We start from the raw sequence: 20,089 nt of genomic DNA, 5'->3' as shown, positions 1-20,089 counted from the left end.
TCGCTGCTGGCGGCGCTCGACCTGAGCTGCTACCCATTCTTGGACCACTTGGCTGGCGGTCTTACGCTGTTACGCGTCCTCCGAGCGCAAGGTCTTTGCCGCCAGTGTCTGCTGGATTGCGCTCCGTTCCTCGATGCTGGCGCGCTCGACCACACCCTTGGCCACAAGGTCCTCGATCTGGTTCGGGCTGAGGCCCAGCCACTCCCTCATGATCTCGTCGCTGTGCTCGCCCATGAGCGGTGCGGGGGCGATCGGAGGGGCCGGGAGGCGCCCATGCCCTTGCGTTGCCTCGGACGTGACCACGTCCGCCAGGAAGGGATGATGCTCGCGCCGCAGAAGGCCTCGTTCGGCGAAATAGTGAAAGCCCGGCAGGTCTCCCACCCGCAGCATCTTCGCGGCGGGAATGCCGGCAGCCTGAAGGCAATGCATCGCATCGTCGACATCGACCGACGCCGCCCATTCGCTTGCGGGCCGCCCACCGCACCCAGAGACGAACGCAGCAGCATCGGCCTGGTCGCGCTCGGTGACCACGATCCACTCGTCGTCCCCGCGGCAGCGGTAGACCGCCGAATGCTCGCGTTCGGCAGGAACGCCGGTCGACGCTCGTGCGATCTCCGCTCCGAACTGGGCGAGCATGACCTCTGCCTGGGCGATGCTTGCATGTCCCCCCTGCCCGGTCCGCTCACGCTGGATCAGCAACGCCACCGCAGCGATCGCGCCGATGCGGCCAGCGACATGGTCGGGGTAGATGGTGATCGAATCGCTGAAGCTTTCGGGATCATCGGCGTAGCGCCACGCCTCCGTCAGACCGGTGGCTGCCCGCACGAGCGGGCCATACCCCATCCGCTTGCTCCAGGGGCCGCTATCTCCGAAGGCGGAACTCTCGACGCTGATCACGCGCGGGTTGGCGGCTGCGAGAACGTCACGGCCGAGGCCGAGCGACTGCATCGTCCCCGGCTTGAAGTTGGAGAGCACCACGTCGGCCTGCCCGACCAGCCGAAGGAAAAGCGCCTTGCCATCCGGGTGACGCAGATCGAGGCCAAGACCTCTCTTGTTACGGTGCCCGGCCGCGAAGCTGGCCGAGAGGCCGTAGGGCAGATAGGACTGGCGGTTGCCATCCGGAAAGGCACCGCTTTCCACCTTCACCACATCGGCCCCCTGATCGGCCAGCAGGCGACCGGTTTCGGCGCCGACGACGATGACGCCGAGGTCCAGCACCTTCAGCCCTTCGAACGGCCGGGACAGATCCCGTGCGCTTGGCACCAAGCGAGCCCGCGGATGCCCTGCATCCGGCGTCATCCGCTCACCATCCACGACGATGCACCCGTTTGGAACGGGATAGGTCGCGCCATTCACGTCTTCGCTGCGGAAGGACGCACGTTCGACGAAGTGGGGCAGCGTCGGCGCTTCGGCGAGCGTCGCCACGCCGCTCAGCGGCACGCCGTACGAGATGGCAGCGGCTTCAAGTTCGGCACGGGTCTTGTCCGCAAAGAAGGCAGCGATCGCCGGCAGGAGATCAGGTGACTTGTAGCGGACCGCCGTGCTGTTGAAGCTCGGGTCCGCGAAGGCAGGGGGTTCGCCCATCCAGCGGAACATGCCCTGCCACTGCCGTGCTGCCAGCAGGCACAGGCGCACGTGACCGTCGGCACAGCGGATGATGGGGTATTGAAAACCCTTGGCAGGCCGCTCGCGCGACAGCAGGTGCGCCGGACGCCCCATCGTGGCGCTGCCACCGATCCCGAAGCCGGGGTCAAGCGCCTGCACTGCGCCGTCCAAAGCGGCAAAGTCGATGCGGTCGCCCTGCCCGGTTCGCAATGCGAGGAAATAGGATTGCAGCGCCAGGAATGCCGCCTGCACCGCCGCGCACTGCCATGCCAGCTGCCCCGGCGGCAGCAGCGGCTCGCGCCCACGAATCCCCGAGCGCGACAGTTCGCCTGAAAGCGCATGCAAGACGGCGTCGCTCGCCTGCCACCCCGACAGGGAGTTTCCCTGTCCGAACGGACTGACGCTGACGATGACCTGCGCTGGTTGGCTTGCGCGTAGCTGGAGGCCGCAATCCTCGACTATGATATCTGCGGCGGCGAGCAGAGAAGCGGCTTCCGGCGCGCGATGATCGAAGGGATGCACCGTCTTGCCGAGATTGGCGATGCGATCCGCCAGCCTATCACCGTGAGCGGCATCCGCGATGCGATCCACTTGCGCGCCGAGCTCCGCAAGATATCGTGTGGTGATACTCAGCGGCCCGTGTACCGCGTCGACCACCCGGACTCCCGTCAGAGGCCGGTCAACTGCCATCTTCCTCTCCCAACCTCTTGCGGCCCATCTTATCTAAGGGCATTAGATTGCCAGACACAAGCGGCTGATGGCCGCGATCAGCGGGAGAGTTAGATGGCCAACGTGGCAGCAACAAGCTTCACCATGACGATCGACGGCGCCGCCGCGCCCACGGCAGCCTCTCTGCCGGTGCGCAATCCGGCGACGGGGGAGGTGTTCGCCGAGGCTCCCGACGCGACCGCCGACGATCTCGATCGCGCCGTCGCGGCTGCGACCCGCGCCTTTGCGACCTGGAAGAACGTGCCGATCGCCGAGCGCAAGGCCGCGCTGATCAGCGCGGCCGGGATCATCGAGGCACATGCCGACGAGCTCGCCGCCCTGTTCGTCAAGGAACAGGGCCGTCCCTATCCCGGCGCCAAGGGCGAGGTGCTGGGCGGTGCGATGTGGATGAAGGCGACCACCATGCTCGATATCCCCATCGACGTGACGGAGGAGACCGACACCCGCCGGATCGAGGTGCATCACGTGCCGCTGGGCGTCGTCTGCGGTATCGTGCCGTGGAACTTCCCGGTGCTGCTGGCGGTGTGGAAGATCGCGCCGGCGATCATGGCCGGCAACACCCTGGTCCTGAAGCCCTCCCCTTTCACCCCGCTTACCACGCTACGAATCGCCGAGCTGATCCGCGATTGCTTTCCGGCGGGCGTGTTGAACGTCATCGCGGGCGGGGACGCGCTCGGCCCGCTGATGACCGCGCACAAGGGCTTCGCCAAGATCAGCTTCACCGGCTCCACGGCAACCGGCCGCCGCGTGATGGAAAGCGCCGCCAAGGACCTGAAGCGTATCACGCTCGAGCTGGGCGGAAACGACGCGGCCATCGTGCTGCCGGACGTCGATGTCGATACGGTGGCGGAACAGCTGTTCGAGGGCGCGTTTCACAACACCGCGCAGGTGTGCGTCGCGACCAAGCGGCTGTTCATCCACGCGGATATCTATGACCAGGTTCGGGACCGGCTGCACGAGCTTGCCAAGGCCACGCCGGTGGGTGACGGTGCCGAGCAGGGTAACCGCTACGGCCCGATCCAGAACGAGGCGCAATATCGCCGCGTTCTCGGCCTCCTCGACGATGCGCGCGCGAACGGGCTGACGCTGCTGGAGGGCGGCGACGTGCCCCAGCGTGGCTATTTTGTGCCGCTGACGCTGGTTGACAACCCGCCCGACGACAGCCGCGTCGTGGTAGAGGAAGCGTTTGGGCCCGTCTTGCCGCTGCTCAAGTGGACGGACGTGGACGACGTGGTCGCGCGGGCCAACGACACCGAATATGGCCTTGCCGGCGCCGTCTGGTCGGCCAACATCGAGAAGGCGACCGAAATCGCCCACCGGCTCGATACCGGTACGGTGTGGATCAACCAGAACCTGCAATCGACGCCCTTCACCCCGCTGGCGGGCGCCAAGCAATCGGGCTTCGGGCAGGAAAACGGCCTGGCCGGCTTGCTCGAGTTCACCCGGCCAAAGTCGATCTTCATTCCCAAGCAGCCTGCCGGCACCGCCCCGGAAGCGGCCGGGGCGGCGTCATGAAGCTGACGCCCGAAGACGAAGCCTTTCGCAAGGAAGTTCGCGCCTTTCTCGCCGAGAAGCTGACGCCCCCGATCCGCGCTGCCGGCAGCCGCATGACGAGCGTCTACGCCGATCACAAGGCGCAGATGGCGTGGCAGGCGATCCTCCATGAGCGCGGCTGGGCGGCACCCGCCTGGCCGAAGGAGCATGGCGGGGCTGGATGGTCCGTCACGCAGCGCCACATCTTCGAGCGCGAGCGCGTCCTCGCCGGCGCGCCACCCACCTCGCCCATGGGGATCGACATGGCCGGGCCGGCGATCCTCCGCTTCGGCACGGAAGAGCAAAAGGCGTTCTTCCTGCCGCGGATGCTGTCGGGCGAGCATTTCTGGTGTCAGGGCTATTCCGAACCGGGCGCCGGGTCGGACCTGGCGGCGCTGCAGATGAAGGCCGAGCGCGACGGTGACGATCTCGTCTGTACCGGCAGCAAGATTTGGATCACGCATGCCAATGTCGCGAACTGGATGTTCTGCCTCGTCCGCACCGCGCGCGGCGAGCGCAAGCAGCAAGGCATCACGTTCTTGCTCACCGACATGACCACACCGGGTATCGAGGTGCGTCCGATCGTCATGGCATCCGGCGAATGGATCCAGAATCAGGTGTTTTTCGACCGGGTACGTGTTCCGATTGCCCATGTTCTCGGCGCGATCGACGGGGGATGGAGTGTCGCCAAATATCTGCTCGAGTTCGAACGGGGCGGTTCGGCCTACGCGCCGCAGCTTCAGGTGAGGCTCGACGCCTTGCGCGCCCATGCCGGGCCCCTTGCCGAAGAGCCGCTATTCGCCAACAAGTTGACCGACCTCGAAATCCATATCGAGGTGCTCGACTCGCTTGAAAGCGAGTCCTTGTCGAAGCTGTCGCGGGGCGAGCCGCTCGGAGCCGATCCGTCGATCATGAAGATACTCGGCACCGAACTGGCGGGACGCTTGTCGGAACTCGAACTTGAAGCGGCGGGGCCTGTCGGCCGGGCGTGGCAGCCCGGCGTCAGCAAGCCGGGCGGCCCCATTGTCGGCTATCCGGAAACGGCGTCAGATTATTGCAGCGGCGAACCGTGGCAGGCGATCGCACCACTTCGCTACCTTAATACGCGGGCCGGCCTGATCTATGCCGGGACCAACGAGATCCAGCGCGGCATCGTCGCCAAGGAGGTGCTTGGATAGTAGTACCTTCCCTCAGGGGAAGGCCGGGGTGGCGCGGTCTCTCGCGGGGGTTGCGCGCACGGCTCGTTGCGCAAAAAGGCACTAGACCGCGAGTTGCGCGGTCATACGCCCGAAACGCTGGCGGTGCTGATCGGCGCTGCCGAGTTCGTGCTCGATCACCGTCAGCCGTTTGAAGCAGCGACCGACCGGCAGGTCCTGCGTCATGCCCATGCCACCGTGCAGTTGAACCGCATTCTGCCCGACGAAGCGCCCGGCATCGGCCACCGTCACTTTCGCCGCACTGACCAGCCGCGCGCGCTCGGCCCAGTGGCCGCCCAGCGCCTGACAGGCGCGCGCAGCAATCGCCGTTGCCCGGCGCGCCTGGATATGCATGTCGGCAAGCCGATGCTGGATCACCTGGAAGCGCGCGATCGGCTGGCCGAATTGTTCGCGCTCCCTTGCATAGGCGACCGTGTCCCTCACCAGCCGCCGCATCAGACCGCTTGCTTCCGACGCGAGGCAGGCGAGCGCGATGTCACCCGCTTCGCTCAGCGCATCTTCGACATCGGTGGCGAGCAGCGCGGCCTCGGCGTTGATGAAGCGGAGATCGGCGGCCGCACGGCCATCGATCGTCGGATAGGCCTTGGCGATCACGCCGTCGGTCGTTGCGGGCACCACAAGAAGCGCGGACGTGTAGCGTTCGGTTTGCGCCGCAACGAGCAAGTAGTCCGCAGACGCGCCGTCGAGCACCAGCTGTGCATCGCCATCGAGTCGCCACCCGACAGCCGTGGGTGTCGCGCTGACGCCGGGGCGAAGCCGTGGATCCAGCCCAGCGACAGCGACCGTCGCGCCTTTCGCAATGTCCCGCAGCACGCCCTCCCCGGCCGGTGTTCGCGCGCCCTGAAGCAACTGCGCGGCGATGACACATGTCTCCAGGAAGGATGTCGGCTCGCAATGCTCGCCAAGCATGTCGAGCACGGCTCCCGCCGTCGACACGTCAAGGCCAAGACCTCCAAGTTCCTCGGGTACGATCAACCCGAAAACGCCGGCGGCGCCGAGAGCGGTCGATCCGTCGCGGGCGCTTGCCAGATGGCGGTCGAGCGCCTCGCGTAATGCCTGCTCCACGTTCAATCCTCCGGCGCGATGGTGACGCGCAAACCGTCAAATGCGTTCTCGAAGCGCAACGAGCAAGACAGCCGCGAGCGCTTGCCACAATGTTCGGAGCTATCGACCCTCATCGGATGTCGGACACGAATAACCGCCGCCGCACATGGCGAGCAATGCGTCAAACCCGTCGCCGCGGTCATGCTCGGTCCCGCCCCTCATCGTAACGATCAGTTGCGGCATCTACAGCAACGTCTCGAGCGCTTCGTAGTAACGGATGACGTTTTCCTCCAGACCGCAATAGACGGTGCTTTCGGGCACTCCCGCGTTCAACCCTTCCTGGCTGATCTGCGCCGCGCGAAAGTCCTCCCCCGCGAACACCTTGATGATCAGGTCGTAGGAGCGTTCGAACACCTCTTCCGCCTTGGGCGTCGTCGCTGGGCCGGGGGTGACCATGTAATAATGTACGATCGTCCGGTCCACGCCGTACGGCATCAGGATCATCACGCTGGTGTAATATTGGCTGGTGACGACCACGACATTGGGGAATGCGGTATAGGCGTGCGTGACGAGCTTGTGGACGTTCGTGTCCGCATCCTCGTCCAGCATCGCCGGCTCATAGCCGATGCGCCCTGACACCTGACGGATGTTGACGCCGAACGTGTCGCTGACGCTGGGCGCATCGACGAACAGCGCGCCGATCGATGCGGCGTGCAGCCGCTGCACATGATAACCTTCGAGGAAAGGCTCGAGAACGACCTTCCAATTGGCCGCCAGGTCGAAGGTCTTGCGACCGTAGACATAGCCGCCGTGGATACCAAGCGCGGTGAAGTCTGCATCGATCTGGTCGTGCAACTGCGACACGTCCAGCGGTCCGCCGTTCAGCTGGGCATAGATGACGCCGCCCCAAACGACGCTGGGCAGTTCCTTCAGCCCGCGCTGATCCTTCATCACGCCTTCGAACATGTCCGACCGGGCAACGCCGATCAGCTTGCCGTCGAGGCCGTAGGTCCAGGCATGATAGGGGCAGACCATCCGCCCCTGCTTATGGACGGCGCAGTCCTCCACCAGCTTCGCGCCCTTGTGCTGGCAGGCGTTGATGAAGACCTTGATATTGTCGGCGCGTGTCCGGGTAACGAGCAGGGGCTTGCCGTACGCTTCGATCGCGACGACCGATCCCGGCTCCGGCAACACCGCCGCCAATGCCACCGGCACGGCATGCTTTTGAAAGATGTTCGCCTGCTCGGCGTCAAACCGCTCGCGACCGGTGAAGATCGCGTTCGGCCGCGTCGCCGCGAGCGGGACGTTGACGGCGTCCTTCTCGGCCGGAATGCGGCGGATTGCTTCCTGCTGGCTGTCGGTCAGGTCAGACAGCCGCGTCACGCGGCGCTCGGCCGGCCTCGCGATATCGGCGACGAAGTTCATGGTCGCACCTCTCCTGCTTGTAGGCCGGTCGTACCCGACTCTAAAACTAATGGCAATAGTTTTATGCCTCTTTGCGCAGCACGTGGCGTCATGCCCGTCGGTGACCCTCGCCGCGCGCAATCGCGAGATATATGGTCGTTGGATTACCGGTGCGTGGAGCAAGCTCTGGCCGTCCGGCAGCAAGCCCGTTAGCTTGCCGGCATGAACATCATGACTCCGGCAGTCGCGAAAAAGACGAAGACGACCGTTGGCGGCAAGCGTCGCGTGCCGCGTGCAGGGCGCCCATCGTCCCCGCTGATCACCCGTGAGGCCGCTGCGGAGGCGGCATTGCGGCTCATCGATGCGAAGGGACTGGACGCCCTGAGCCTGCAAGCTGTGGCGAAGGAACTAGGTGTCAGTGCGCCATCGCTCTACCACCACTTTCGTGACAAGGAGGAGCTTCTCGCGGAAGTCGCACGCAGGCTGCTTTTCGAAGTCGGCCACGAGCAGGAGGAATGGTCCACCGATTGGGAGACGCGGATGGTGGAGCTCAGTTGCGCCACTCGCCGCGTTGCCCTGCGCCATCCCAATGCGGCGCCGCTTTCGCTACGGTTTTTTCCGCGGCGATTGATGCTCCCCGCTTACGAAGCCGGTTTGCGGGATTGTCCGTATCCGCTCGCCACGCAAATGATCGTGCACGAAGTGATAGAGAAGTTCACATATGGCTCGTCGCTGTTCGCGGCGGCGGCGGAAGCGCATCACATCCCGGCCATGCCCGAGGTCGATGCGGCGCATTTCCCCCGACTTGCCGAGGCGCTTGAGCTCGCTCCGTCGGACGAGGACATTTTCAAGGAAGGGTTGCAGGTGCTGCTTGCCGGCCTTCGTGCGCGATACGGCAGCAGGTAAAAAGAAAAGGGGCGGTGAACTCACCACCCCTTCGATGTTGTTCGGAAGAAGAACAGTCAGAATTTGAACGCCAGCTCGACGAATACTTCCCGCGGGTTGTCGACAAAGGCGGACATGTCGGCGGTAACGCCCGGCCCGGCCGTCCCTGTGCCGGTTCCACCTGCGAACGGAATGTCGTTCGCGGCCGTGACCACCAGCTTGTTGGTGAGGTTGCGGCCGATCACCGACAGCGTCCAGCGTTCGTTCGGACCATTGAGGGCCAGTGCCGCGTCGAGCTTCGCATATCCCTTCTGGACCGCGTCGGGACGGAGCGCATCGGAGAAATTATACTTGGACGTATAGCTGACATCGCTGGTGACACGGACCGACCATCCGGAGCCGCTTACCGGCGTTTCGAACGTGAAACCGGCGCGCCCCGCGAATTTGGGCGCCTTCGGCGGCGTGCGGCCATCGTAATTCTGCGCGTTGAAGACGCCGCCGGCGGGCTGGAGATTGCAGCCCAGCGCGATCGTCTGCCCGGGATAGCATTGGCCGACATAGTCCTGGTACTTGGCATCGTTATAGGCCGCCGCACCACGCAGGCTGAAACCGTCGATCCCCGGCACGCGAAAATTGACGTCTGCCTCCACGCCCTGGGTGCGCAGCTTGCCGGCATTGCCCGCGGTGAGCGACACGGTGGTGGGATCGAAGAACTGGACCTGCAGATCCTTGTATTCGTAGCGGTATGCCGTGAGGCTGAAGGTCAGCCGGCGATTGAACGCCAGCGTGCGATAGCCGATCTCGCCGCCCTCCGCGGTTTCCGCGCCGAAGCGGCCCTGATCCTGCAACACGGCAGTCGGAGCCGGTGTCAGCGCCTGCGAGATATTGAAGCCGCCTGCTTTGAAGCCCTGCTTGTATGATGCGTACAAGGTGGTGTCGGTATCCGGCTTGAACCGGATCGTCGCCTGCGGAGAAATATTGTCGTCGCGGTAGCGGTCGCTCACCGCGATCCCGCCGGGGAAGACCGCCGCGAAGGCGGCGTTAGCCGGCAGCGAACGCTGGTAGCTGTCGCGCGATTCCAGGCTGTAGCGCGCACCGGCCGACAGCTCGAACTGCTCTGAAAGATTGAGCGTTCCTTCGACGAACACCGACATGGAGTGGGTCTTGAACCCGTTGTCGCGCTTGAAGCTGACAAACGTGCCCGTGCCCGGATCGAACGGCAGCGGTGCGATATAGGCGTCGGTGTTGAAGAGGAAATCGCCGTAAGCATAGAAGCCGCCGAACAGGAGGTTGAACGGGCCGTCGAACTTCGACTGGAACCGCAACTCCTGCGAGAATTGATCGAAGTCCGCGAGCTGACTGAACCCGGCTGGATAGGCTTCGCCCGACACGTTGTTCAGATCATATTGGCGGAAGTGATAATAGCCCGTGATCGACGTGACATCGAACGGATCGCTCGTCACGTTCGCCGTCGCGATGCCGTATTGCGACGCGAAATCGCCATACATGTCGCCGTTGCGGGCATAGCGATAATTCGCCTGGGCCACCTGGATCGGGATGGCGGACTGATCCGATCGGCCGTTGATCTGGCAATCGGCGTTGGGGCTTGGGGGAATGCCGTTGGCGGGCAGCGGGGTCGTCCGGCCGGCGCCGCAGAGCCGCTCGATGATGTCGGTCGGGCCGCCATCCGTCACCTTGGTGAAGCCGCCCTTCACCTGCAGCTTGAAGGCGCTGCTCGGTTCCCACTCGACCGTGCCGCGCGCGCCATAGGCTTCCGAAAAGCCCCGGCGGTCCCGGTCGCGCGTGCGGAACTGCCCCGGGATGTAGTTGGTGTATTCGTCCGCCGCGGTGTTGGTGAACGCACCCTTTGCCTTGGAATAACGACCGGCGACGCGCGCGCGCAGCGTATCCGACACCGGGCCCGACAGATACCCTTCGACATAGTGTTCGTCGGCGTTGAACCCGTACCCGCCCTTGATCCCGCCTTCAAACGTGTCGGTCGGGTTGTTGCTCGACACGCTGATCAGGCCGCCGGTGGTGTTCTTGCCGAAGAACAACGCCTGCGGCCCCTTGAGCACCTCGACGCGCTGGATGTCGAACTGCGGAAGGCTGATCTCGCGCCCGCGGCTCATCGGCAGGCCGTCGATCACGAACGACACCGACTGGTCAAAGCCGGCGCTCAGCGCGGTCGAGCCGACGCCGCGCAGGAAGATGCTGGCCGACGAGCCCGACGCCGCCTTGCCCGCGATGAGCGAGGGGACAAGGGTCGCGATGTCGCTGACGCGGGTTGCCTGATATTGGGTGAGGGTCTCGCCGCCGACGGCAGTGACCGCGACCGGCGCGTCGAGCAGGCGCTCGTCACGGCGCCGCGCGGTGATGATGATCTCGCCGTCGCCGACCGCGGAGGGCGTCGTGTTGGCCGGACGGGCGCCGGTCTCGGATGCCTCGCCCCTGTTGGTGCCGGATTCCTGCGCCGTCGTGGGGCCAACATCCGGGGCCACCTGCGCCTGAACGGCCGAGGGCACAATCGCTGTGGTGGAGGTCAGCGCCACCAAGGCGAGCCGCAAGGAACGCTTCATCCTTCTACATCCTCTCTGAAAACAGGTTGCGCGATCTTCTGTCGCGTCGCCGAAACTTCGGCCGTAACAAACCTAATGTCAATAGATAACGGTCACGCCGGCGTGGCGACATGGTCGCGCAGGATCAGGTCCGCAGCGCGCCACGCCATCGCCATGGTCGGGCCCTGCGTATTGCCGGCGGGGATCGCGGGCATGATCGATGTGTCCATGATGCGCAGCCCGTCGACGCCGCGCACGCGCAGCTGGGGGTCGACCACCGACGCTGCGTCATTCCCCATCCGGCAGCTGCCGACCGCATGATAGCCGCACGTGCCAAAGCGATCGTAGGCGTCTAGGATCTGCTGATCGGTCTCATATTGCGCGCCCGGCATGGTTTCTTCGCCGACCAGCTCGCCCAGCGGCGATCGGCGGACGTAGTCGCGCACCACCCGGATTGCGCCGATCATGGCGGCGCGGTCTTCGTCGTTGGCGCGGTAGTTCGGCCGGAACGACGCCGCCGCATCCGGATCGCGCGTGGTGATATGAATGCTGCCGCGCGAGGTGGGACGCAGCGGATAGACAACCACGTGCATGCCCGGGAAGCGCTCGACATCCTGCCGCTGCTTGGCGAAGTCGAACGAGAAGGGCGCGACCAGCATCTGCGCATCGGGCCGGTTCAGCCCCGGCCGCGTGCGGAACCAGCCACCGATCTCATAGGCCGCGGCCGCCATCGGACCGGAGCGGGTCAGATAATATTGCACAGCGGACCGCAGCAGCCGCCACCCGTGGAACTGCTTGTTCTGCGAAATGTCGCGCCTGACCTTCCATTGCACGATCAGCCCGCGATGCTCGATCAACCCTTCGCCGACTTCCGGATTGTGGTGGATCAGCGGAATGCCGAGCGCCTTCAGCCGCCCCTCGTCACCGATGCCGGATCGCTCGAGGACGCCGGGGCTTGCCATCGCGCCGCCGCAGACGATCACTTCGCCCCTCGCCGCCACCGTCTCCCGTCTGCCGTCGCGCACCACTTCCACTCCGGTGGCGCGCTTACCGGTGAAGGTGACGCGATCCACGGTGCAGTCGGTCATCACCGTCAGATTGGCACGCTTCTCTGCCGGGCGCAGGAACGCGGTCGCTGCGCTCTGTCGCTTGCCGCCGGCAATGGTGCGCGGCGTGAAGCCGATCCCGTCGCCATTGTCGGGCGCGTTGACGTCGTCCTTGCGCGGCCACCCCATCGCCACGCCCGCGGCAATCTGCGCTTCCGACAATTCGTCGCGAAGCGTCGGCATCGTCACCTTCAGCGGGCCGGCGTCGCCACGGGTTTCCGCTGCGCCCAGTTCATGCCCTTCCAGCGCCGCATAGGCCGCGCCGATATGCTTCCAGCTCCAATCGTCGCTCGACACGTCGGCGATCGCATCGAAATCGGCTGGCTGCCCGCGCACGTACATCATGCCATTGGTTGAGGTGGATCCGCCCAGCACCCGCCCGCGCACCCACATTTCGGATTGCTCGCCGGTGCAGGCATCGGGCTCGCTGGCATAGGCCCACAGGTGCTTGGGATCGGCCATCACCTTGGCGAGCCCCTTGGGCATGGAAATGAACGGATGCGTGTCGCGCGGCCCGGCCTCGATCACGCACACCACGATCCGGGGGTCTTCCGACAGCCGATAGGCCAGCACGCATCCCGCTGCTCCCGCCCCCACGATCACGTAATCGTAGCTCATTCGCGCGCCCTCCCCTGGGTCGGCAGCATTTCGCGCCGCTCAACCTACGATGAATAGGTAACGCCATCGGGCGCATGTCGACAAGCCCCGGCCGAAGAAAAACTATTGCTATTAGGTTGGCGCCTTTTTAGCTTCGTCGTCGACAAGGAGAAGCTGCGCCGGCCATGCCGACGCCGGAGAGGAAGATATGCCGCAGACGTTGCCGAATGCCATCGCATGGTGGGCCAGGATGCGCGGCGACCAGCCGGCCGTGGTCCTCGACGGCGATGTGCTCACCTACCGCGACTATCACGACTGGTCGGGCCGCGTCGCCGCGATGCTGATCGCCGATGGGCTCCAGCCGGGTGACCGGGTTGCCATCTGCGCTACCAACAGTCTTGCGTATGTCGCCCTGATCATGGGCACGATCCGCGCCGGCGGCATCGTCAACCCGGTGAACTTCCGATATAAGCCGCGCGAGATCGCCGAACTGGTCGAAACCACCGAACCGGCCATCTCGTTCGCCGATCCGGCGCATAGCGGAAACATGACGGACGCCGGCGTTTCGCCCCGCGCCCTGGCGGAGATCGACGCATTGCGCCACGGCGCGTCGGTCACCCCGTCGCACGATCCGCAACCCGACGCGCCGGTGGTCATCATCGCGACGTCCGGCTCCACCGCCAAGCCGAAGGGCGTGGTCTTCACCAACCGCTCGATGACGGCCTATGCCGCCAGCTGGGCGGTGGAGGAGACGAGCTCGGCACCCGGATCGCGGATCATCAGCCTTGCGCCGCTCAACACATCGGCCGGCTTCGTTCAGCTGATGCACTATACGACCCTGGGCTGCACCATCTACATGATGCCGCAGTTCGTTCCTGCCGATGCGCTCCGGCTGATCGAGCGCGAACGGATCACCTGCTTCGGCGCGGTGCCTGCCTTTTTCGAGTTCATCGCCGCCCTGCCCGAGTTCGCCGGCGCGGACCTGTCGTCGATCAGGCTCGCCACCGCTGGCGGCGCGCGCGTCAGCCGTCAGCTGCTGGAGACGTACAAGGCCAAGGGCATCACCATCCGCCAGATCTACGGCCAGACCGAGGTTGGTGGGAACGCGACGATGATGCCCGAGCATCTCGCCATGGCGGCGCCCGAGAAATGCGGCTGGGGCAACATCTTCATGGACTTGCGCGTCGTGCGACCCGACGGCACCGACTGCGATCCCGGCGAACCCGGCGAGATCGTGATGCGCTCGCCGGGCATGATGCAGGGCTATTGGCGCAACCCGGAGGAGACCGCCAAGACGATCCGCAATGGCTGGCTGCATTCCGGCGACATCGGCACGCTGGACGAGAATGGCCTGCTCACCTTTGTTGACCGGCTGAAGGACCTGATCATTTCCGGCGGCCTCAACATCTCCGCCGCCGAGGTGGAGCGCGTGGTGTGCGAGTTCCCCGGCATCACCGAGGCGCTGGCGATCGCCGCGCCCGATCCAAAGTTCGGCGAGACACCCTTTGTCGTCTATCACGGCCCCGCCGAAATCGATGTCGCGGCGCTGATCCGCTACTGCGACACCAACCTCTCCAACTACAAGGTGCCGCGCTACGTCGCCTTCTCCGCCGATCCACTGCCGCGGCTCGCCACGGGGAAGCTGTCGAAGCCCGCGGTGCGTCAACTCTACGCCGGCGCGCACGAGCGCCTGTCGCGTGTCCGCTGAGGAGCCCATCATGAACGCTCATACTGCTGTTGCCGCCGTGCCGGGGCCCGTACCCGCGCACATTCCCGCCGATCTCGTCTTCGATTTTGACATTTATGCCGATCCGCGCATCCGCGAGGACGTACAGGGCAGCTATGCCGAGGCGTTGGCTGATGCACCGCCGATCTTCTGGACGACGCTGAATGGCGGCCACTGGATCGCCACGGGGTTCGACACGATCACCGCCGTGGTCACCGATCCCGATCATTTTTCTGTTCGCGAGATGCAGATTCCGCGGGTCGAGAATCCGCCCTTCTTCATTCCGCTCAGCCTCGATCCGCCTGAAAACCTGCCGTACCGCCGCGCGATGATGCCGATGTTCGGGCCCGTCGCGATCAAGGCGATCGAGCCGCAGATTCGCCGCTGGGCGCAGATGCTGGTCGACAAGGTTGCCGACAGCGGCCGCTGCGACTTCCAGGGCGACGTGTCGAAGGTGTTCCCCGTCAGCGTCTTCATGGAGTTGATGGGCATGGACTTGTCCCGGCTGCGCGAGTTTCGCGAATTGGCGGAGGCCTTCTTCGACAATCAGAACAATGCCGAGGAGATCGGTCGGCTGTCGGGCCTGATCCTGGGGGAGATGAAGGCGCTGATCGACGAGAAGCGGGCCAACCCCGACGACAAGTTGATGAGCCACTTCATCACCGTCGACATCGGTGGCCGCACGATGAACGAGGACGAGATCCTGGCGATGAGCTTCGTCCTGTTCCTGGGCGGCATGGACACCGTCACCAACGTCACCGGCTTCGCCTATCAGCAATTGGCGCAGATGCCCGAGTTGCAGGCACGCCTTGCCGCCGACCCGTCGCTGATCCCCGCCTTTGCCGACGAAGCGATCCGCCTCTACGGCGTCGTCAACACCCCGCGCCTCGTGGTGCAGGAGCAGACGATCGGCGCCGCCACCTTCCACCCGGGCGAGATGGTGCTGTGCATTCTGTGCCTGGGCAGCCGCGATCCCGCGAAGTTCGACGCCCCCAACGCCTTCGACATCGATCGCAAACGCACCGCGCACCTCACCTTCTCCAGCGGACCGCATCTGTGCATCGGCCATGTCCTCGGCCGTGCGGAATTGCGCATCCTGACCGAGGAATGGATCAAGCGCATCCCGTCATTCAGGGCGGTGGCCGGCGAGAAACATGCCTTCCGCACCGGTACGGTAATGGCGCTTGAGAATCTTCCGCTTGAATGGTCGCCCGCATGAGCCGCGCTGACGGCGCCGACGCACCTTACTGGGACGGACTGGAACAGGGCAAACTGATGCTGCCGCGCTGCAACGGCTGCGACCGCTGGATCTGGCCTGCCGCCCATCGCTGCGGCGCCTGCGGCAGCACCGGCGTGCGATGGGTCGAGCGATCGATGACGGCGACCGTCTTCTCCTGGACGCGCACCTGGCATGCGTTCGGCGGGGCGGAGTCGCTCGGCCTGCCCTTCACCACCGTGCTGGTGGACATCGATGATTGCGGCATCCGCCTGCTCGGCCGGCTCGACGATCCCGACCGGATCGATCCGAAGCTCGGCGAACCCCTGACCGGCCGCATCGGCCGCACGCAAGCCGGCGACGACTCCATCCCTACCATCATCTGGAGCCGCGCCGCGTGACTCACCCCCTCTACGGCACCACCGCCATCGCCGGCGTGGGCCTGAAGCAATACAAGCGCGGCGGCTCCCCGCTGCCCGAGCGCAGCGTGCTGGTCGAAGCGATCGTCGCTGCCTGCGATGAGGCCGGCTTCGATCCGGCGGAGATCGACGGCTTTGTCTCCTATGGCGACGACAAGAACGAGCCGGTCCGATTGATGCCCGAGCTCGGCAGCCGCGAATTGCGGTGGTCGACGCAGGTCTGGGGCGGCGGCGGCGGGGGCATCGCCGGCGCGTTCGGCGTTGCCGCAGCAGCGATCCTGTCCGGGCAGGCGAGCGCGGTGGTGATCTTTCGCGCCTTGGTCGAGGGCTCGAGCGGCCGCATGTCCGCTGCGGTGATGGCGCACCATCTTAACGATCACCTGCGCGCGACCGGCATGGTGTCGCCGGCCCAGGCCTGCGCGGTGCGGGCGACACGGTTGTTCGATCACCACGGCGTCCCCCGCGACATCGTCGAGGAACTGGTTCGCGCCTCCTATCACCACGGCAGCCGCAACCCGGAAGCGGTCAGCTACGGCCAGACGTTCGATGTCGAGCAATTGCGGCAATCGCGCCTGATCGCCGAGCCCTTCCGCCTGTTCGATTGCAGCCGCGAGAACGACGGGGCCGGCGCGCTGCTGATGGTATCCGCCGAGCGTGCGCGCGACCTCGCCAGGCCGCCGGTATATCTGCTCGGCTGCGCGCAGGGCGCGGAGGCGGGTTGGGGCGACCTGCTCGAGAATGACGATCCCGACCTCTACGTCACTGGTGGATTCCGCGGCATCGCTAGACGCCTGTACGCCGAGACAGGCCTCACCCCCGCCGACATCGACGTCGTCCAGCTTTACGAGAACTTCGATGCGCAAGGCGTCATGTCGCTGATCGATCACGGCTTCTGCACCTATGAGAATGCGACGGAGGTGATCCGCTTCGACAATCTCATCGCCGATGGCGGCAAGCTGCCGATCAACACCGCGGGGGGCAATCTGGCCCAGGGTTTCATCCACGGCATCGGCCTGCCGATCGAGGCGGTGCGCCAGTTGCGCGGTGAGAGCGCCAATCCGGTCGCGGGCGCGCGCACCTGCCTGCTCGCCGGCGGGCCAGGCGCACCGACCGTCAGTTCCGCGATCTTCGCCAACCGGATCTGATGACAACCGAAACCCGCACCTTCTGTCGGATCTGCCAGGGCATGTGCGGGCTGGTGGCGACCATCGAGGACGGGCGCGTCGTCAAGGTGCGCGGCGACAAGGACAATCCGCTGACCCGCGGCTTTGCGTGCAGCAAGGGCCTCGCCTCGCCCGAGTTCCACTACGGACCCAAGCGACTGCTGCGCCATCAGCGCCGTCGTTCGGACGGCACACACGAACCGATCTGCTTCGATGACGCGATCGATCTCGTCGCCGATCGTCTGCGCCCGATCGTCGCCCGGCACGGTCCACGGGCGGTCGCAGCCTATGTCGGCACGCAGGCGACGTGCAACGTGATATACCGCCCGCTGGCGATCGATTTCCTGCGCGTGCTCGGCTCCCCCTCGCTGTTCACCTCGATGACGATCGACCAGTCGGCCAAATGGGTGACGATCGGGCGTATGGGCAGTTGGCTCGCCGGTCGCCAGCCGCTGAAGGGCGCGGACGTTTGGCTGCTGTCGGGCGTCAACCCGATGGTGTCCATGTCGGGTTGGTCGGGCAACCTGCCCGCCTACGACCCGGTCAAGCAGATCAAGGAGGCGCGCCGCGCGGGCCTGAAGCTGATCGTGATCGATCCGGTGCGCACGCAGACGGCGGAGAACGCCGATCTGTTCCTGCAGCCGCTACCCGGACACGATGCGGCAATCTTCGCCGCCCTGCTCAACATCATCCTGCGCGAGGGCTGGCATGATGCGCCCTTCTGCGCCGCGCATGTCGCGGGATTGGACGACCTCGCGCGTGCGGTGGCCGCCTTCGACCCCGCGCTGGTAGAGGCGCGCGCCGGCATACGGTCCGGGCAGTTGCTTCACGCCGCGACGATGTTCGCACGCGACGGACGCCGCGGGTGCGCCGGTGGTGGCACCGGCCCGAACATGGCCGATCACTCCAACCTCGCCGAACATCTGATCGAGACGCTCAACGTCGTCTGCGGCCGCGTATTGCGCGCCGGCGAGCCGGCCCCGCGCCGTCCCGTCCTCAACCCGGATCGTCCGGTCCGTGCCGAGGTCCGCCCCGCGCGCCGCGAATGGGAAACCGGGCATCGCGGCCTCACCGGCTATGGCACCATGTTCGGCCAGATGATGACGGCGACGCTCGCTGACGAAATCCTGAGCGATGCGCCCGGCGCAATCCGTGCGCTGTTCTGCGTCGGCGCCAACCCGGCCAATGCCCTGCCCGACCAGCGTCATGCGGTGGCGGCGCTCGGCGCGCTCGATCTGCTGGTGACGAGCGACGTCGTCTGGTCGGAAACCGCCAGGCTCGCCGACGTCGTCTTCGCGGTGAAGCAGCCATTCGAACGCCCCGACCACACCCAGTTCCTCGAAACGCTCGGCCTCGAGCTGCCGTTCGCGCAATATACTCCTGCGTTGGTAGAGCCGCCGGCGGACGCCGACGTGGTGGACGACTGGCTGGTCTACTACGCACTTGCGCAACGCCTTGGCGTAACACTCGACCTTGCCGGCCCGCTCGACATGCAGGTGACACCCACCAGCGATGCCTTGCTGGATCGGCTCGCGGGCGGATCGACCGTGCCGCTGTCGGTCGTGAAAGAGCACCCGTCAGGCGCGGTGTTCGACCGCCCGGCTCCGTTAGTCCAGCCCGCGCGCGACGGCCGGCGCGACCGGCTGACGATTGCGCCCCCGGACGTCATCGATGAAGTGCATCGGTGCCGCGCCGACATCGCCGCTCCACGCACCGTCGGCGGCAGACCGGCGACGCATCTGCTCGTCGCTCGTCGCGAGCGCGAGACGATGAACAGTTTCGGCCGGGACCTCGCCGGCACGCGCAAGCGCTTTCCGCGCAATCCCGCGTGGATCGGGCCGGCGGATGCCGGGTCGCTCGGTGTCGCCGGCGGCGACCTGGTTCGGGTGATCGCCGAACATGACGCGATCATCGCAGAGGTGCGGATCGACGCCGCGGTCCGCCCCGGCGTCGTGTCGATGTCGCATGGCTGGGGCAACCTGCCAGATGCGACCGATCCGCTGGTCGACGGCGCCTCCACCAGCCGCCTGGTGGCACGTGACCGCGCCGTCCAGGCGATCAACGCCATGCCCCGGCTGTCGGCCATCCCGATCCGGCTGGAACGCGCCGACTAGATCGCCAGCCGCGTGCCCCAGCTTTTCGCCTCTGCCCGCATCTTCGCACCGGCAAGGAACATCCGGAGGGTCTCGACGAACAGTTCCTCGTCACCGAACGGGTTCGCCGCCAACGAGGTGGTGAGCGTGGGGTGAATTGCCGCATCCACCGGTGGAAACGACGGTACATCGGTCGATCGGGAAAACGCCTCGAACAATGCCGAACCGAAGGTGATTTTCTCCGTGCCCTCGATCACCGCCAAATGCAGTTCCGCGGCGAGCGGATCTTCACGGACTGCCCGGTCATATTCATCCAGCAGCAGATGCCGCGGGAAGAAATGCAGGATCAGCGAGGCAGCCTTGGGATGCGTCAGCAACGATCGGCGGGTCTTCCGACACAATTCGATCAATCGCTCGGCCCAGTCGACCTCCTTCAGTTCGAACATACCCGGGTCGAGCAGCAGCAACGCCACCTCCGCCAACAGCTCCCGTCGATCGCGGAAATGGTGATAAAGCGACGGCGGCTTGACGCCCAGTCGTTTGGCGACCAGCGCCATACTAAATCCGTCCAAACCATGTTCGTCGATCACCGCGAGCGCTGCTTGGGCCGCACCGCGGCGCGAGATCATCGGGTTGGTCGGTCTTGGCACGTAAAGTATCTCCTCCACCCTGGACGTGTCATGCGATGCCGACCGACGCAATCGACATAGAACTCGCCGCCGTTACGTCGCGGACCGGCGTGGCCCCGTTCCTGCGGCGGCGAACCCCTGCCCGGCGGGTGGGCGCGGAAGGGC

General features: G+C 65.7%; 14 protein-coding genes and 1 pseudogene. 8 read left to right on the top strand and 7 right to left on the bottom strand.

From position 1 onward, the window contains the following. Positions 1-69: 69 nt before the first annotated feature. A complete protein-coding gene (locus COA17_RS12375) occupies positions 70-2,295 on the bottom strand; it encodes a CaiB/BaiF CoA-transferase family protein (RefSeq protein ID WP_096612850.1) in 2,226 nt (741 codons plus the stop codon). A 93-nt stretch (positions 2,296-2,388) separates the two neighbouring features. Here COA17_RS12375 and COA17_RS12370 point away from each other — a divergent pair, with 93 nt between their 5' ends. Together COA17_RS12370 and COA17_RS12365 are read left to right on the top strand one after the other, a co-directional pair. Next, positions 2,389-3,849, top strand: coding sequence for an aldehyde dehydrogenase family protein (locus COA17_RS12370; protein WP_096612848.1), 1,461 nt, complete (start codon positions 2,389-2,391; stop codon positions 3,847-3,849). Further along, entirely contained in the window at positions 3,846-5,045 is a 1,200-nt protein-coding gene (locus COA17_RS12365; RefSeq protein WP_096612846.1) for an acyl-CoA dehydrogenase family protein, read from the top strand. Before COA17_RS12370 ends, COA17_RS12365 begins: the two co-directional genes overlap by 4 nt. 81 nt (positions 5,046-5,126) lie before the next feature. Here the strand turns inward: COA17_RS12365 and COA17_RS12360 are convergent, their stop codons facing one another. From COA17_RS12360 to COA17_RS12350, 3 genes and pseudogenes are all read right to left on the bottom strand, one after another. After that, on the bottom strand, positions 5,127-6,149 hold the full coding sequence (locus COA17_RS12360; protein ID WP_176484896.1) for an acyl-CoA dehydrogenase family protein: 1,023 nt from the start codon (positions 6,147-6,149) through the stop codon (positions 5,127-5,129). Positions 6,150-6,151: 2 nt separating this feature from the next. Beyond that, positions 6,152-6,371: pseudogene (locus COA17_RS19920) on the bottom strand (hypothetical protein). Beyond that, positions 6,372-7,553, bottom strand: coding sequence for an aromatic ring-hydroxylating oxygenase subunit alpha (locus tag COA17_RS12350; protein WP_096612842.1), 1,182 nt, complete (start codon positions 7,551-7,553; stop codon positions 6,372-6,374). A gap of 201 nt (positions 7,554-7,754) precedes the next feature. On the opposite strand from COA17_RS12350, the gene COA17_RS12345 reads away from it, so the two are divergent. Continuing rightward, complete coding sequence (locus tag COA17_RS12345; RefSeq protein WP_070321394.1) at positions 7,755-8,438, top strand: TetR/AcrR family transcriptional regulator; 684 nt, start codon at positions 7,755-7,757, stop codon at positions 8,436-8,438. A 56-nt stretch (positions 8,439-8,494) separates the two neighbouring features. Here the strand turns inward: COA17_RS12345 and COA17_RS12340 are convergent, their stop codons facing one another. Both COA17_RS12340 and COA17_RS12335 read right to left on the bottom strand, forming a co-directional pair. Continuing rightward, complete coding sequence (locus COA17_RS12340) at positions 8,495-10,996, bottom strand: TonB-dependent receptor (RefSeq protein ID WP_096612840.1); 2,502 nt, start codon at positions 10,994-10,996, stop codon at positions 8,495-8,497. A 92-nt stretch (positions 10,997-11,088) separates the two neighbouring features. After that, the gene (locus COA17_RS12335) at positions 11,089-12,699 is read right to left on the bottom strand and encodes a GMC family oxidoreductase (protein ID WP_096612838.1); all 1,611 of its coding nucleotides are present in this window, start codon (positions 12,697-12,699) and stop codon (positions 11,089-11,091) included. A gap of 187 nt (positions 12,700-12,886) precedes the next feature. Here COA17_RS12335 and COA17_RS12330 point away from each other — a divergent pair, with 187 nt between their 5' ends. The 5 genes from COA17_RS12330 to COA17_RS12310 are packed head-to-tail and all read left to right on the top strand — an operon-like array spanning position 12,887 to position 19,316. After that, positions 12,887-14,386, top strand: a complete 1,500-nt coding sequence (locus COA17_RS12330; RefSeq protein WP_281253323.1) for a class I adenylate-forming enzyme family protein — start codon at positions 12,887-12,889, stop codon at positions 14,384-14,386. Between the two features lie 10 nt (positions 14,387-14,396). After that, complete coding sequence (locus COA17_RS12325) at positions 14,397-15,623, top strand: cytochrome P450 (protein WP_096612834.1); 1,227 nt, start codon at positions 14,397-14,399, stop codon at positions 15,621-15,623. Continuing rightward, on the top strand, positions 15,620-16,021 hold the full coding sequence (locus COA17_RS12320; RefSeq protein WP_176484895.1) for a Zn-ribbon domain-containing OB-fold protein: 402 nt from the start codon (positions 15,620-15,622) through the stop codon (positions 16,019-16,021). The genes COA17_RS12325 and COA17_RS12320 overlap by 4 nt, the downstream gene beginning before the upstream one ends. Next, the gene (locus COA17_RS12315) at positions 16,018-17,184 is read left to right on the top strand and encodes a thiolase C-terminal domain-containing protein (RefSeq protein ID WP_096612830.1); all 1,167 of its coding nucleotides are present in this window, start codon (positions 16,018-16,020) and stop codon (positions 17,182-17,184) included. Before COA17_RS12320 ends, COA17_RS12315 begins: the two co-directional genes overlap by 4 nt. After that, a complete protein-coding gene (locus tag COA17_RS12310) occupies positions 17,184-19,316 on the top strand; it encodes a molybdopterin-containing oxidoreductase family protein (protein ID WP_096612828.1) in 2,133 nt (710 codons plus the stop codon). The genes COA17_RS12315 and COA17_RS12310 overlap by 1 nt, the downstream gene beginning before the upstream one ends. Here COA17_RS12310 and COA17_RS12305 read toward each other — a convergent pair. Further along, entirely contained in the window at positions 19,313-19,885 is a 573-nt protein-coding gene (locus COA17_RS12305) for a TetR/AcrR family transcriptional regulator (RefSeq protein WP_176484894.1), read from the bottom strand. The two genes, COA17_RS12310 and COA17_RS12305, sit on opposite strands and share 4 nt — an antisense overlap. Positions 19,886-20,089 lie beyond the last annotated feature (204 nt).

It is taken from the genome of Sphingomonas ginsenosidimutans (assembly GCF_002374835.1).
In the GTDB taxonomy this organism is placed as follows: domain Bacteria; phylum Pseudomonadota; class Alphaproteobacteria; order Sphingomonadales; family Sphingomonadaceae; genus Sphingomonas; species Sphingomonas ginsenosidimutans.
Note: the sequence above shows the minus strand (reverse complement) of the source record. Positions and strands in the feature narration are given on the sequence as shown.

What these genes read in the sequence shown, in the direction of transcription:
- COA17_RS12335 (WP_096612838.1), bottom strand. Translation starts at nt 12,699, where the DNA reads ATGAGCTACGATTACGTGATCGTGGGGGCGGGAGCAGCGGGATGCGTG.
- COA17_RS12345 (WP_070321394.1), top strand. Translation starts at nt 7,755, where the DNA reads ATGAACATCATGACTCCGGCAGTCGCGAAAAAGACGAAGACGACCGTT.
- COA17_RS12325 (WP_096612834.1), top strand. Translation starts at nt 14,397, where the DNA reads ATGAACGCTCATACTGCTGTTGCCGCCGTGCCGGGGCCCGTACCCGCG.
- COA17_RS12365 (WP_096612846.1), top strand. Translation starts at nt 3,846, where the DNA reads ATGAAGCTGACGCCCGAAGACGAAGCCTTTCGCAAGGAAGTTCGCGCC.
- COA17_RS12370 (WP_096612848.1), top strand. Translation starts at nt 2,389, where the DNA reads ATGGCCAACGTGGCAGCAACAAGCTTCACCATGACGATCGACGGCGCC.
- COA17_RS12375 (WP_096612850.1), bottom strand. Translation starts at nt 2,295, where the DNA reads ATGGCAGTTGACCGGCCTCTGACGGGAGTCCGGGTGGTCGACGCGGTA.
- COA17_RS12340 (WP_096612840.1), bottom strand. Translation starts at nt 10,996, where the DNA reads ATGAAGCGTTCCTTGCGGCTCGCCTTGGTGGCGCTGACCTCCACCACA.
- COA17_RS12320 (WP_176484895.1), top strand. Translation starts at nt 15,620, where the DNA reads ATGAGCCGCGCTGACGGCGCCGACGCACCTTACTGGGACGGACTGGAA.
- COA17_RS12310 (WP_096612828.1), top strand. Translation starts at nt 17,184, where the DNA reads ATGACAACCGAAACCCGCACCTTCTGTCGGATCTGCCAGGGCATGTGC.
- COA17_RS12330 (WP_281253323.1), top strand. Translation starts at nt 12,887, where the DNA reads ATGCCGCAGACGTTGCCGAATGCCATCGCATGGTGGGCCAGGATGCGC.
- COA17_RS12350 (WP_096612842.1), bottom strand. Translation starts at nt 7,553, where the DNA reads ATGAACTTCGTCGCCGATATCGCGAGGCCGGCCGAGCGCCGCGTGACG.